Below are 14,203 nucleotides of genomic sequence, written 5' to 3' on the forward strand. Positions count from 1 at the left end.
CGCGCTCAGGCGGCTGATCGAGATGCACCGGTCGGTGACCCTCGCGGAGCGGCATGAGGCCGCGGTGGTGCGGCGGCGGGTAGTGGTGGAGCACACGGATGACGGGATGGCATGGCTGAGTGCGTACCTGCCGGCGGTGGAAGCGCACGCGATCTACGGGCGGCTCACCGCCATCGCGAAGGCCATCAAGAACCAGGACGAGACGGCGACGCCTCGGCAGGACGCCACGAGCCGCGACTGCGACCCGGCACCGCCGGATGAGGATCGCACGATCGACCAACTCCGGGCGGACGTTCTCTCCGATCTGCTGATCGAGGGCGACACGACCGTGCACCCGGTCGAGGCGCGCGGGATCCGCGCGACGGTGGCGGTGACGGTGCCGGCCCTCACCCTCCTCGCGACGGACGATGCGGATCGCGCCGCGCAGGGCCTTGCTCCGGCGGTCGTGGAGGGCGTCGGACCGATCCCGCTCGACCGTGCCCGGGAGTTGTGTGGAGGTGCCGAGGGGTGGATGCGGATCCTCACCCACCCCGAGACCGGAATGGTCCTCTCCGTCGGCCGGTCGCAGTACCGGCCGCCGCCGATGTTGCGGAAGCTGGTCCGGTGGCGGGCGGACCGGTGCATGGCTCCCGGATGCGGCATCCCCGCGTCCCGGTGTGAGATCGATCACACGGTCGCGTGGGAACACGGCGGGGAAACCTCGCTCGACAACCTCGCACCCCTGTGCAAGGGGCATCACACCGTGAAACACCACGGCGGGTGGCGGGTGCGGCAACTCCCGGACAGCGGGGGAGCACTCGAATGGACCTCGCCCGCAGGCAGGCGATACGTCGTGCAGCCCGAACGCCGCGTACCGGTGTTTCGCCCTGCAGACGAACACGACGCCCCCTTCTGATCAACTCGCGCAACGGCTGGCTCAAACCCCGCTGCCGCCGAGCAGCCCGCGTCGCCGACCCCCCTGCATAGGGACGCGCCAACCATCGCGGCTCGACGATGTCAACCCCCGAGTCCGTCCAGGCTGCGCGGGCTACCGTCGCTCGATCAGCAACACGCACGCCCACCACAGGGAGGACCCACGGTGACTTCGCAACTCGAAGAGACGCCGACCCTCGCCCTCTTGGACGGCCGATACCAACTCCACGAGCAGATCGGGGTCGGCGGCATGGCGCACGTCTATCGCGCCGACGACCTCGTTCTGGGACGCACCGTCGCGATCAAGATGATGCGAACGGATGCCGACGTCCTCGCAACCTCTTCCCGAGCGCGCAGCGAGGCCGGCGCCCTCGCGATGCTCAATCACCCCTCCCTCGTCACCCTCCTCGACGCACGCATCGAGCCGGACCGGCCCCGCTACCTCGTCATGGAGTTCATCGAGGGTGAGACCCTCGCCGGACGTCTCCGAAACGGACCCTTGACCGAACGAGAGATCGCGCTCGTGGGCTCCGAGCTCGCCGCAGGGCTCAATGCCGTCCACGAAGCGGGCCTGCTTCACCGTGACGTCAAACCGTCGAATGTGCTGCTGGGCGCCGCATCCGCTCCTGGCGTCGGCTTCCGCGTCAAGCTGGCCGACTTCGGTCTCGCCCAGCTCATCGGCGCGGAACCCGTCACGACTCCGGGCGTCGTCCTCGGAACCGCCGCCTACCTGTCGCCCGAGCAGGTGCGCGGGCAGGGCAGCAGCCCGGCATCCGATGTGTACGCGCTGGGACTCGTGCTCATCGAGGCGTTCACCGGGGTCCGCCCGTTCGGGCACACATCGGGCATCGGCGCCGTGCTCGCACGCCTCCTCGAGCCGCCGACGATTCCCGACGAGATCTCACCGCACTGGCGTCCGCTCCTCCAGCAGATGACCGCCCTCGATCCCGCGGCACGTCCGACCGCGCTCGAAGTGGCGCAGCGCATCGCCGACATTCCCGAGCATCCGACCGGCCCGCTGGTGGCCGCCCCGTCAACGCCGCAGATCCTCGCCGACCATCCGACGACACGGATGCCGGCGGGCCGCCACGTCGCGGCCGCACGCCGCCGTCGGCACACAGTGCTTGAGACCCGCGGTAAGTGGGCGCAGCGTGCCGCGGTCGCCTCATCGGCGACTGTCGCGGCGCTCATGATCGTCGGCGCGGCCATTCTCGGCGATGCCGCGTCGCCGGGCGAACCGGAGGTGGTGGCCGGTCCCGCGCCCGCATACACCAACCCGTTCGCGCTTGTCCCCGATGCTGCGGAGGCGACGGCCCAGGAGGCCGACATCGTCGTCGGCGCGGTCGATCCCGCGATCGTCCCGGTCGAGACGGTCGAGACAGCCAACTGGTCGGACGGCGTCGACGTCGTCACGCAGCCCGGCGGACATTCCAGCGATGGCCCGACCCGCGCCGACGACAAGCCCCACGCCGAGAAGCCCCACGCCGACAAGCCTCACGCCGACAAGCACGCCGCCGACAAGGCCGCCCGTGACGCGGAGAAGCAGGCCGCGGCCGAAGAACGCGAAGCCGCCAAACAGGCGGTTGCGGAGCAGCGCGAAGCCGACAAGGCGGCCCGCGACGCCGCCCGCGAAGCCGACAAGGCCGCAAAGCAGAAGGACCATCACTGAGCGGGTCGCGGCAGCCCACCGGCGTGTCAATCGCGGCATACGGAGCGCCATAGGCTATTCGAATGACGACGGCCGTACGACGGGGGATCACCGCCGTCGTCACCGTTCTCGTGCTCGTCGCGCTCGGCGCGGGCATCGGCGTCGCCGTGGGCGATGCGCTCGGCATCCGGGTCGAGGAGTCCGGCCGCATGCACCCGGCCGAACCCGCGATCGCGCGGGTTGAGGCATCCGTCCCCACTCCTTCGTTCACGGACATCGACGCACCCGGCGGCCCACGGTTCGAGGCGGCGATCGACGACCTGACGGATGCCACGGCCGACGCCGCGCCCGACGCAGAGCAATTCACCCTCGCCGTCACCGCGGGCCCCGACGAAGACGAACACGACGACGGCTACGCCCTCGCGGTCGACGGCCGCCGCATCCGCATCGACGCGCCGACCGAAGCCGCGGCCGTCCGCGGCATGTACGACCTCGCCGCGCAGATCCGCGGCGGGCGCGCGATCGAAGACCTCCCGGGCACGCGCGAGCCGTCGCGCCTGCCGTTCCGCATGGTCGACATCGGCGCCGTCGGCGTCACCGCCGACCCGGAGGAGTGGCGCCCCGGCACGAACTACTCGCACATCTCCGAAGCGTTCCGTGACGTGTACCTCGCCGACGCGCCGTACATCGACGAGGCGGCCCTTGACGACGCGTTCGACGAGTGGGAAGAGTTCCTGCGCACGTCGGTCGCCCAGGGGTACAACGCCGTCGCGTGGCCGGGGTTCATCGAATACGTCGACTTCGCGCGTGCCCCGGGCGGGCCGGTCTACCCCGACGGCGACCCGCACATCGCTCGCGCCGCCGCGCTGGGCGAGGCGTTCGGGCCCTTCTGGGATCGTGCCGCCGAGCTCGGGGTCGATGTCTACCTGCGCACCGACATGCTCGCGCTCACGCCCGCGCTCGACGACTACTTCACGAAGCGCTTCGGCCGGGCCGACACCGAGAACGCCGAGCTGTGGCAGGTCTACGCCGACGCGCTCGACGAGCTCTACGCCGACCAGCCCGCGCTCGACGGCGTCGTCATCCGCATCGGTGAGGCCGGCGACATCTACGACACCCCGGGTTGGGACTACTACTCCGCGCTCGCGGTGCGCAGCGTGGACGCGGTGCGCACGATGCTCGACGTGCTCACGGCCGGCGCCGAGGCATCCGACACAGAAGTCGTCTTCCGCACGTGGAGCGTGGGGATCGGCGACGTCGGCGACATGCACATCGACCCCGAGTCGTACGAGGCAGTGCTCGGCGGGATCGACTCCGACGCGCTCATCGTGTCGACGAAGTACACCGCCGGCGACTTCTACAGCTGGCTGCCCCTCAACGAGACCCTCGCGATGGGCGAGCACCGGCGCATCGTCGAGTTCCAGAGCCGCCGCGAGTTCGAGGCGTTCGGCTCCTTCCCGAACGACCTCGGTCCCGAGTTCCAGTGGGCGCTGGGCGAGCTCCTGGCGCAGAACCCGAACATCGAAGGCATCTGGACGTGGACGCAGGACGGCGGCCCGTGGCGCGCCGGCCCCATGTCCCTGTACCTGAAGTCGGGCTTCTGGCAGCTGTACGAGCACAACACCCGCCAGGCGGGCGCGCTCGCGCGCGACCCCGACGCCGACCTCGCGCAGGTCACCGCCGATTGGGCGCGCGAGTGGTTCTCGGACGACCCCGCGACCGTCGCGGCGATCGCCCAGGCGATGGCGCGCTCGCGCAGCGCGATCGAGAACGGCCTGTACCTCGCGCCCTTCGCCGAATCCCCAGTGTCGGCGCTCGGCCTCGAACCGCCGCCGCAGATGTGGCTGTTCGAGTGGGACATCCTCACCGGCGACTCCGCCACGCTCGACGTGCTCTACGCGATCATCGGCCCCGATCGCATCGAAGAGACGATCCAAGGTGGCCGGGTTGCGCTCGCCGCGGCCGAGCGGATGCGAGCCGACATAGAAGAGACGGATGCCGCGACCTGGCGCGACCCCGAACTGCGCGACGCGTTCCTCGGCGCGCTCGACTACGAGATCGACACCCTCGGCTTGCTCGGCGCATACCGCGAGATGTTCCTCGCGCAGGGGGAGTGGCACGACAACGGGTCGCCCGAGGCGTATGAGCGGTGGCAGCATGCGCGCGACGACTACGTCGCCCGAGCCGCCGCGCACGTCGACGCGTACGAGGGCGACGTCGATCACCCTGCGTGGAACCTCACCGCCGCGCAGCTCGGCATCGACCGCGCCGATCGCGATCTGCTCGTCGCGTGGGGTGCGCGCATCCTGCTCGTCCTCGCCGTCGCGTGGCTAATCATCGGAATGCTCTCCGCCCGCACCCGTCTCGTGCGACGACCCGGAGCCGCCGCCGCACGCGCTGCGTGGATCGCCTCGACGCGCCCGTGGCGAGCGCGCGAATCGACGCTCGGCATGCTCGCCCTCGACCGCTGGCTTCTCATAATCATCCCCGGAGGGCTGCTGGTCGCTACGCGCGCGCTCCAGACCTCCTTCCTGTCGTGGACGCACCTCGCGATCGTCTTCGGCGCGTGGCTCCTCTTCCTTCTCGTGGTGCGCGTGTGCGTCGGCATCCGCTCGCCCTATCCGGTGATCGCGGCCGTGGGCGGCGTCATCGTGCTCCGGTGCATCGTCACGCTCTTCGCGCTCGCGTTCACGGGCCCCGGCGGGTACTGGTTCGCGTTCTGGACCGAGCCCTTCGCACGCGTCGTCTACATCGCGATCGCGTTCGCGCTCTTCGTGTGGGCTTTCGTGGCGGCGGGCTGGGCGATGTCGATGCAGGTCGGCGCGCGCCGCGCGACCGGGTTCGTGCTCGCCGGCGTGGGCGCCGCACTCGCGGTGACCGCCTTCGCGGTCGCGGTCGTGGGGCTCGAGCGCGCGCTCACCGTGTGGAACGACGAGATGGGTCTTCTGCCGTGGGGCATGGCGCGCATCCTCGGCATCACGACGTTCCTCGAGATCCCCGCATCGACGCCGTGGTGGGCGGCCGGCCTCGGACTCGTCGTGCTCGCGGTGGGTGCACTGCTCGCGCTGCCGTGGAGGCGGCGACTCGACAGCGCCTCCCGGTGAGCGGGTGCCGCGCGGTCCTCGCCGAAAAGTGCGAGGCGTAGCGTTAAAGGCATCCCAAACAAATCGAAGAGGTGTTTGTCATGCGTTCGCGCAGCTCTGCAATCCTGTCCGTCCTCGCCGTGTCCGGTCTGCTCCTGGCCGGTTGTGCGTCCGGGGCGGCCCCGTCGGAGACGTCCGCGCCCGACACGTCGGTCGTCGAGTCCACGGTGACGGAGCCCGCGAGCGTCGGCGAGCGCGTCGGCGCCGACGGCGTCATGCTCGAGGTGTGGAGCGGCGCAGTCCCCGACGACACGATCGGCGAGGCGGACCCGGGCAACCAGTGGGTCACGGCGAACGTCGCTCAGTGGGTGACGGGGGAGGGCGTGACGGCCGCGGATGTCGCGCCGGTACTCCGTTCGACCGCTGACGAGTCCTTCTCGGCCGAGGCGGAGGCCCGCCAGAACGTCGACATCGAGATGGCCCCGAACAAGTCGTACACCTTCGTGTGGAGCTACCAGGTTCCCGAAGACCTGGTCGACCCCGCGACCCTCGTGCTGTGCGTCGGCGACGGCGACGAGGGCTGCAGCCTCCTCAGCGACTGATCGCCGCGTCGAACTCGCCCTGGCGCGTCGAGACGATGTCCTTGCCGAGCGGCATGATCGAGATCGGCACCATCTTGAAGTCGGCGAGACCGAGCGGGATGCCGATGATCGTGATGCACAGCGCGATTCCCGAGACGATGTGGGCGAGCGCGAGCCACCAGCCCGCGAGGATCACCCACACGACGTTCCCGAGGAACGCCCACACGCCGGAGTTCTGCTTCTCGACGATCGTGCGCCCGAACGGCCAGAGGGCATAGAACCCGATGCGGAACGACGCGATGCCCCACGGGATCGTCACGATGAGGACGCACAGCAGGATGCCCGCCGCGACGTAGGCGAGGAACAGCCAGACGCCGGACAGGACGAGCCAGATGACGTTCAGCACGGTGCGCACGAGATGATTGTGGCAGTCGGCGTGACCCCGCGGGGGCCGTGTCGGTGGGCCCGAACTAGACTTGAGGGGCCATGACCGACGCCGTCACACCAATCATCGTCGGCGGGGGCTCAGGGCCTCGCCCTGGTGCGGCGCGCGCCGACGAAGACCTGCTCGCCGGCCTCAATCCGCAGCAGCGCGAGGCGGTCGTCTACCGCGGTCCGGCGCTGCTCATCGTCGCGGGAGCGGGCTCCGGCAAGACGCGCGTTCTCACGCACCGCATCGCGAGCCTGCTCCGCAACAAAGAGGCGTGGCCCAGTCAGATCCTCGCGATCACGTTCACCAACAAGGCCGCGGGCGAGATGCGCGAGCGCGTCGAGCACCTCGTCGGAGATTCCGCGCGAGGCATGTGGATCTCGACCTTCCACTCCGCGTGCGTGCGCATCCTGCGACGCGAGGCGCAGCAGTTCGGCTTCACGAGCTCGTTCACGATCTACGACTCGGGCGACTCGCGTGCGCTCATCAAACGGCTCGTCAAAGAGCATGAGGCGGATGCCTTCGGGCTGACGCCCGCCGCGGTGCAGGGCAAGATCTCGAAGCTCAAGAACGAGCTGGCCGACGCCGACTCGTACGCGCGCCAGGCGAACATGAACGACCCCGTCGAGCGTGTGTTCGTCGAGGTGTTCGGCGCCTACCAGCGCGAGCTGCAGCGCGCGAACGCGTTCGACTTCGACGACCTCATCGCGCAGACCGTCTACCTCTTCCGCGCGTTCCCGCATGTCGCCGATGTGTACCGGCGTCGGTTCCGGCACATCCTCGTCGACGAGTACCAAGACACGAACCACGCGCAGTACGCGCTCATCAACGAGCTGACGAAGCCGGTTGCCGGAGCGGTCGCTGAGCCTGTCGAAGCGTCGAACGGGATGTTGATCTGGGGCCCCGACCCTTCGACGAGCTCAGGGACCGGTGGTGTCGCCGGCGCCCCCGAGCCCGCGTCCCTCACGGTCGTCGGCGACTCCGACCAGTCGATCTACGCGTTCCGCGGAGCGGACATCCGCAACATCACCGAGTTCGAGCGCGACTACCCGGGTGCGAAGGTCGTGCTGCTCGAGCAGAACTACCGCTCGACGCAGAACATTTTGAGCGCGGCGAACGCGGTCATCAGCAACAACTTCGACCGCAAAGACAAGAAGCTGTGGACCGACGTCGGCGCGGGCGAGAAGATCGTCGGGTTCACCGGCTACTCGCAGCACGACGAGGCGCAGTTCGTCGCCGACGAGATCGAGGCGCTCCGCCGCGAGGGCGTCGACTACGGCCAGATGGCCGTCTTCTACCGAACGAATTCGCAGTCGCGTGCGCTGGAGGAGATCTTCATCCGCTCGGCGGTGCCCTACAAGATCATGGGCGGCACGAAGTTCTACGAACGCGCCGAGATCAAAGACGCGCTGGCCTACCTCGTCGCGGTCGCGAACCCGGCCGACGAGATGGCGCTGCGTCGCATCGTGAACAAACCCCGCCGAGGCATCGGCGACGTGACGATCGAGGCGATCTCGCGGTACGCACGCGAGGAGCAGATCACATTCCGCGACGCGCTCGCGAACTCGTCGGCGCTCGGAGTCGGACCCAAGATCCAGGCGGCGATCGCCCACCTCGACGCGGTGCTGGCCGAGGCATCCGACATCATGCTTCCGCCCTCCGGCGAGATCGCACCGCCGACGTCCGTGACGGAGGGGCTGCAGCTGCTGCTGAACAAGAGCGGCTACATCGACGCGCTGCGCGCGAGCCGCGACCCGCAAGACGAGGCGCGCGTCGAGAACCTCGACGAGCTCGTCGCCGTCACTCGCGAGTTCGCGCGCAACAACCCCGAGGGCACGATCCTCGACTTCCTCACCGAGGTCGCGCTCGTGTCCGACGCCGACGACCTCGAAGACGCCTCGGGTTCGGTGTCGCTCATGACGCTGCACACGGCGAAGGGCCTGGAGTACGACGCGGTGTTCGTCACGGGCGTCGAGGAGGACCTCATCCCGCACCGCATCTCGGCGGGGGAGCCGGGCGGACCGCAGGAGGAGCGCCGCCTCTTCTACGTGGGCATCACCCGCGCGCGCAAGCGCCTCTACCTGTCGCTCGCGATGACCCGCGCGCAGTTCGGCGAGGTGTCGGTCGCGATGCCGAGCCGCTTCCTGCAGGAGATCCCGTCGGAGCTGCTGCACTGGCGGCAGTCGCCCGGTGACGTCAACTCGCGCGGTGGCTCCCAGTCGCGGGCGCTCAACGCCCGCCGGGGCTTCGGCGGATCCGGGTCGGGCAAGCGCTACGGCGACGACCTTGTGCCGCTCGCTCGCCGCCAGCCGAACGGGTCGATCGAGAAGTTCGCGAACCGCATTCCCGCGAAGGTGCGCGACAACGGCGACCTCGAGCTCGCGCCGGGCGACCGCATCCGCCACGACGACTTCGGCGAGGGCCGCGTCGACCTCGTGACGGGCGAGGGCGCGAAGCGCGTCGCTCACGTGCGCTTCGACACCGCCGGCGCGAAGAAGCTCCTCATCAAGGTCGCACCGATCGAGAAGATCTAGTCCGCCGCGCTCTCCGTGGGCGGTGGCACCGCTCCGCTCACGAGCAGGTGGTGGTGCGCGAGCCGCCGCAGCGCAAGCATGACCGGCTCGTACAGCGCCGTGCCCAGCACGGCGTACACGACGGCGTCCTGCAGGGTCATCTCGGCGATGGGTGCGACCTCTTCGCCCGCGACCGCGCGCATCGCATCCGCGTATCGGCTCAGCACAGAAGGATCCCACCGCAGCCCCGCATCCTCGATCGCGCGGATCGCGGAGTCGAGCTGTCTCACCGCGGCGAACCTCGGCTCGTACGTGAGCCCGGCGTGCTCGATCGCCTCGCGCGCACGCGGGTAGTCGTCGGCCTCCTCGACGTAGGGCGGCAGTGCGCCGACCGCCCGCCCGAGCGTTTCGACCGGGTCGGGCGCCGGCTCGTCGATGAGCGCGAGGATCTCGCGCACCCGCGACAGCGGCAGCCCTCGCACATCCGCCAAGGCGGCGATGAGCCGGACACGAGCGAGGTGCTCCTCGCCGTACTCCGCGTTCGTCGCCGACACCGCTTCGCCGCGGGGGAGCAAGCCCTCGCGGATGTAGAACTTCAGCGTCGCGACCGGCACGCCGCTGCGCGTGGAAAGCTCGGAGATCCTCACGGAAGGGTCCGCCGGTCCGACGCGCGTGTCGGGAATGGATTGGACATGTAGATAGTTTAGCTATCTAATACTGGATAGCAAAACTATCCAATCTCGCTGGACCGAGATCTACCGAAGGAGAAGCATGGATCCCGTACTCACCATCGTCCTCGGCGCCACGGTGCTGACGGTCATCGGCATCATGTCCGGGGGCACGTTCCTGCTCCGCATCGCGTCGCACGGCCTCCCGTTCAACGGCCTGCAGAAGACGTTCTTCCGTGCCGGTCACGCCCACGCGGGCGTGCTCGTGATCCTCGGGCTCGTGTCCGCCCTGCTGCTCACGGTGGCCGGTGTGACCGGTCCCTGGCTGTGGTCCGCGGTCGGCGTGCTGGCGTCGGCGATCCTCATCCCGGCCGGGTTCTTCCTCTCGGTGCTGGGGCAGGATCCGAAGCACCCGGGCCGCCTGATCGGGCTGCTGTGGGCGGGCGTGGTCGTGCTCGCGCTCTCGCTCATCGCGGTCGGCGTGAGCCTGATCGTCGCCGGCGCGAGTGCGCTCGGGTGACGGTCAGGAGGCCCTGTTATCGGTAGTTCACGAACTGCAGGTCGACGTCTAGGTCGGCAGCCTTGAGGATGCGGATGACCTCCTGCAGGTCGTCACGGCTCTTCGACTGCACGCGCAGCTCGTCGCCCTGGATCTGCGACTTGACCGACTTCGGCCCCTCGTCGCGGATGATCTTCGAGATCTTCTTGGCGTTCTCGGACGAGATGCCGTTCTTCAGCGACGACACGATGCGGAACTCCTTGCCGCTCGCGACCGGGTCGCCCGACTCGAGGCTCTTGAGCGAGATGCCGCGTTTGATGAGTTTCGACTGGAACACGTCGAGCACGGCCTTCGCGCGCTCCTCGCTGTTCGCCTTGATGAGGATCTGCTCGCCGCTCCACTCGATCGAGGCGCCGGTGCCCCTGAAGTCGTAGCGCTGCTCGACCTCTTTTCGGGCCTGGTTGAGCGCGTTGTCGGCCTCCTGATGGTCGACCTTGCTGACGATGTCGAACGAGGAATCTGCCATGCCGGGCAGTCTATCCGGCAGGTCTCGCGCCGAGCGGGTGACACGGATGCCGGGACCACCGTGCAAGCGCTTCCAAGGTCCGCGGCGGTTGATCACGGGATGATATCGGGTTCATCTCGGGATTGCGCGAAGGCCCGTCTTCGGTGAAACTGTAAGCGCTTGCATTACCGAGGGGCGACGATGTGGACGCCGACGCATCCATCTCGTCTCCGCAGACAAGAGAGGCACACACCGATGAAGGTGAACAAGAAGGGCGCGATCGGCCTGGCGGCGATCGTCGCGGGCAGCGCGGTCGTCCTGGCCGGCTGCGCGGGCGGCGGCGGCAACGAGACCGAGGCCCCCGAGTCGGCCGGTTCGATCACCGTGTGGGTCGACGCCGACCGTGCCGGCGTCCTCGAAGACGCCGCGAAGGACTTCACCGCCGACACCGGCGTCGAGGTCAAGCTGGTCCAGAAGGAGTTCGGCGAGATCCGCGACCAGTTCGTGCAGCAGGTTCCGACCGGCGAGGGTCCTGACATCGCCGTCGGCGCGCACGACTGGCTGGGCGTCCTCGTCACGAACGGCGTCGTGGCGCCGGTCGAGCTCGGTGACACGGCGAGCGACTTCGAGCAGGTCGCCATCGACGCGTGGAGCTACGAGGGACAGACCTACGGCGTGCCGTACGCGATCGAGAACATCGGCCTGCTTCGCAACACCGACCTCGTGGCCGAGGCTCCGACCAGCTACGACGACATGATCGCCAAGGGCACGGCGGCGGGCACCGAGTACGCGTTCCTCGTCGGCCTCGACCCCGAGGCATCCGACCCGTACCACCTGTACCCGTTCCAGACGTCGTTCGGCGCTCCGGTGTTCGGCACCGACGCGGACGGCGCGTACGACCCGGCCGACCTGCAGATCGGCAACGCGGGCGGCCAGGAGTTCGCCACGTGGCTCGCGTCGCAGGGTTCGACCGGCACCGGCGTCTTCAACACGAACATCACGGGCGACCTCGCGCGTGAGAACTTCGTGGCGGGCAAGTCGCCGTTCTTCCTGACCGGCCCGTGGAACGTCCCGGCGGCCGAGGAGGCGGGCCTCAACATCGCGGTCGACCCGATCCCGTCGGCCGGTGGCCAGGACGCACAGCCGTTCGCCGGCGTGCAGGGCTTCTTCCTGAGCTCCGAGAGCGAGAACCGTCTCGCCGCGAACGAGTTCCTCATCAACTACATCGGCAGCGAAGAGGTCCAGACGGCCCTCTACGAGGTCGGCGGCCGCTCCCCGGCGCTCACCGCCGCGTTCGAGGCGGCCGTGTCGTCCGACCCGATCACCGCGGGCTTCGGTGAGGTCGGCGCCAACGCCGTGCCGATGCCGTCGATCCCCGAGATGGGCTCGGTGTGGCAGTTCTGGGGCGTGACCCAGGCTGCGATCATCAACGGCCAGGGCGGCGACCCGGTCGCGCTGTGGGACAAGATGGCGGCCGACATCCAGGCGGCCATCGAGTAATCGACGTCGATGCGGGGCGGCATCCGCAAGGCTGCCGCCCCGCATCCGTCACAGCACGCGACCGAGGGAAACGCGATGACGACGCCGACCATCGAAGAACCACACACGGCCGAAGCGCCGAAACCCACCAAACGGGCCCGCCGGGCGACCCGCATCGCCGAGGCGGCGTCGGGCGGGTGGAAGGTGCTCCTGTTCAAGGTCATCGCGCTGGGCATCATCGACGCGATGGCGCTCTACGCGATCCTCGTGCTCGTGCAGAGCGAGCAGTGGCTCATCGCGGGCATCGTCCTCGCGGTGACCGCCTTCGCGAACTGGATCTACTTCAGCCGCGGCCATCTGCCGGCGAAGTACCTCATCCCCGGTCTCATCTTCCTCTTCGTCTTCCAGATCTTCGCGGCGGGCTACACGGGCTACGTCGCGTTCACCAACTACGGCACGGGCCACAACAGCACGAAGGACAGCGCGATCAACGCGCTCATGCTGTCGGCGCAGGAGCGCGTGCCGGACTCGCCCGCCTATCAGCTCACGATCGTCGAGCAGCTGGGCGAGCTCTCGTTCCTCGTGACCGATCCCGACGGCGATGTCCGCCTCGGCGGCGAGGAGCGACCGCTCGAGCCGGTCGACAACGCCGAGATGGACGGCGGCAAGGCCGTCGGCGTCCCGGGCTACAACACCCTCTCGTTCGCGCAGATCGTCGCCGACCAGCAGCGCATCGCCGACATGGCGGTGCCCATCAGCGATGACCCGAACGACGGCGCGCTGCGCACGCCCGACGGATCCGTCGCGTACGCGTACGTCTCGAAGCTCGTGTACGACGAGGCCGCCGACACGATGACCGACACGCGCACTGGCGTCGTCTACTCCGATATCGGCACCGGCGCGTTCACCGCACCCGACGGCACCGAGCTGCTCCCGGGCTGGCAGATCTTCGTCGGCTTTGACAACTTCGTGCGGGCGTTCGGCGAGGAGTCGATCCGCGGTCCGTTCTTCTCGGTGCTGACGTGGACGTTCGTGTTCGCCTTCTTGTCGGTGTTCCTGTGCTTCGCAGCGGGGCTCTTCCTCGCGATCGTCTTCAACGATCCGCGCATGAAGTCGAAGCGGTACTACCGCGTGATCATGATCCTCCCGTACGCGTTCCCCGGCTTCCTGTCGGCGCTCGTATGGGCGGGCATGATGAACCAGGAGTTCGGCTTCATCAACGTCGTGCTCTTCGGGGGCGCCGACATCCCATGGCTCACGAATGAGTGGCTCGCCAAGTTCAGCATCCTGCTCGTGAACCTGTGGCTCGGATTCCCCTATATGTTCCTCATCTGCACGGGCGCTCTGCAGGCCATCCCGGATGAGCTGCAGGAAGCCGCGCGCGTCGACGGCGCATCCGCCTGGCAGGTGTTCCGCAACATCAAGCTGCCGCTGCTGTTCGTGGCTGTCGCCCCGCTGCTGATCGCGTCGTTCGCGTACAACTTCAACAACTTCGTGCTGATCTACATGCTCACCGGCGGCGGACCGCGCGATGTGAGCGCGGGCGTGAACGTCGGCGCGACCGACATCCTCATCTCGATGGTCTACAAGGTCGCCTTCGTCGGCTCGACTGCCGACTACGGCCTGGCGAGCGCCTTCTCGATCATCATCTTCCTGCTGGTCGGCACGATCTCGGTGATCGCCTTCCGGCGCACCAAGGCCTTGGAGGAGCTGGTCTGACATGAGCGACCTGAAACCTGGAGCCCCTGCAGCGCGCGGCCTGCTCGACACGGTCGCGGCGTCGGACGACGAGCTCACGACGACGACCACCCTCACAACCGGCGGCGGCGTCCGCGGCGAGGGCAAGCTTCCCCGCCGCAGATTCAAGCGGTACTTCCGCGAGACC

11 protein-coding genes are annotated in these 14,203 nt (G+C 68.8%); 8 read left to right on the forward strand and 3 right to left on the reverse strand.

Annotated features, from left to right (window positions below):
* The 4 genes from VFF97_RS06700 to VFF97_RS06715 all read left to right on the forward strand — a co-directional run.
* Positions 1–895 (forward strand): HNH endonuclease signature motif containing protein (locus VFF97_RS06700; RefSeq protein WP_414684232.1); only part of this gene is annotated, 895 nt, incomplete at its 5' end.
* A 183-nt stretch (positions 896–1,078) separates the two neighbouring features.
* Positions 1,079–2,581: a serine/threonine-protein kinase gene (locus VFF97_RS06705; protein ID WP_325032714.1), complete on the forward strand. Its 1,503-nt coding sequence runs from the start codon at positions 1,079–1,081 to the stop codon at positions 2,579–2,581.
* Between the two features lie 62 nt (positions 2,582–2,643).
* Positions 2,644–5,664: a hypothetical protein gene (locus VFF97_RS06710; protein WP_325032715.1), complete on the forward strand. Its 3,021-nt coding sequence runs from the start codon at positions 2,644–2,646 to the stop codon at positions 5,662–5,664.
* Between the two features lie 80 nt (positions 5,665–5,744).
* Positions 5,745–6,245 (forward strand): hypothetical protein, encoded by a 501-nt coding sequence (locus tag VFF97_RS06715; protein ID WP_325032716.1) that lies wholly within the window; start codon positions 5,745–5,747, stop codon positions 6,243–6,245.
* On the opposite strand, the gene VFF97_RS06720 is transcribed toward VFF97_RS06715, so the two are convergent.
* Positions 6,235–6,639: a YccF domain-containing protein gene (locus tag VFF97_RS06720; protein ID WP_325032717.1), complete on the reverse strand. Its 405-nt coding sequence runs from the start codon at positions 6,637–6,639 to the stop codon at positions 6,235–6,237. The genes VFF97_RS06715 and VFF97_RS06720 overlap by 11 nt on opposite strands.
* A gap of 71 nt (positions 6,640–6,710) precedes the next feature.
* Here VFF97_RS06720 and VFF97_RS06725 point away from each other — a divergent pair, with 71 nt between their 5' ends.
* Positions 6,711–9,188: an ATP-dependent helicase gene (locus tag VFF97_RS06725; protein ID WP_325032718.1), complete on the forward strand. Its 2,478-nt coding sequence runs from the start codon at positions 6,711–6,713 to the stop codon at positions 9,186–9,188.
* On the opposite strand, the gene VFF97_RS06730 is transcribed toward VFF97_RS06725, so the two are convergent.
* Positions 9,185–9,814, reverse strand: a complete 630-nt coding sequence (locus tag VFF97_RS06730; protein WP_325032719.1) for a MerR family transcriptional regulator — start codon at positions 9,812–9,814, stop codon at positions 9,185–9,187. The genes VFF97_RS06725 and VFF97_RS06730 overlap by 4 nt on opposite strands.
* 124 nt (positions 9,815–9,938) lie before the next feature.
* On the opposite strand from VFF97_RS06730, the gene VFF97_RS06735 reads away from it, so the two are divergent.
* On the forward strand, positions 9,939–10,355 hold the full coding sequence (locus VFF97_RS06735; protein ID WP_325032720.1) for a hypothetical protein: 417 nt from the start codon (positions 9,939–9,941) through the stop codon (positions 10,353–10,355).
* 16 nt (positions 10,356–10,371) lie between these two features.
* Here the strand turns inward: VFF97_RS06735 and VFF97_RS06740 are convergent, their stop codons facing one another.
* Complete coding sequence (locus tag VFF97_RS06740; protein WP_325032721.1) at positions 10,372–10,860, reverse strand: YajQ family cyclic di-GMP-binding protein; 489 nt, start codon at positions 10,858–10,860, stop codon at positions 10,372–10,374.
* A 234-nt stretch (positions 10,861–11,094) separates the two neighbouring features.
* Here VFF97_RS06740 and VFF97_RS06745 point away from each other — a divergent pair, with 234 nt between their 5' ends.
* Together VFF97_RS06745 and VFF97_RS06750 are read left to right on the forward strand one after the other, a co-directional pair.
* Positions 11,095–12,339: a maltose ABC transporter substrate-binding protein gene (locus VFF97_RS06745; protein ID WP_325032722.1), complete on the forward strand. Its 1,245-nt coding sequence runs from the start codon at positions 11,095–11,097 to the stop codon at positions 12,337–12,339.
* Positions 12,340–12,414: 75 nt separating this feature from the next.
* Positions 12,415–14,037 carry an ABC transporter permease subunit gene (locus tag VFF97_RS06750; RefSeq protein ID WP_325032723.1) on the forward strand — a complete coding sequence of 541 codons (1,623 nt, stop codon included), beginning with the start codon at positions 12,415–12,417 and terminating at the stop codon, positions 14,035–14,037.
* Positions 14,038–14,203: the final 166 nt, after the last annotated feature.

This window comes from Microbacterium sp. (assembly GCF_035687345.1).
Lineage (GTDB): Bacteria > Actinomycetota > Actinomycetes > Actinomycetales > Microbacteriaceae > Microbacterium.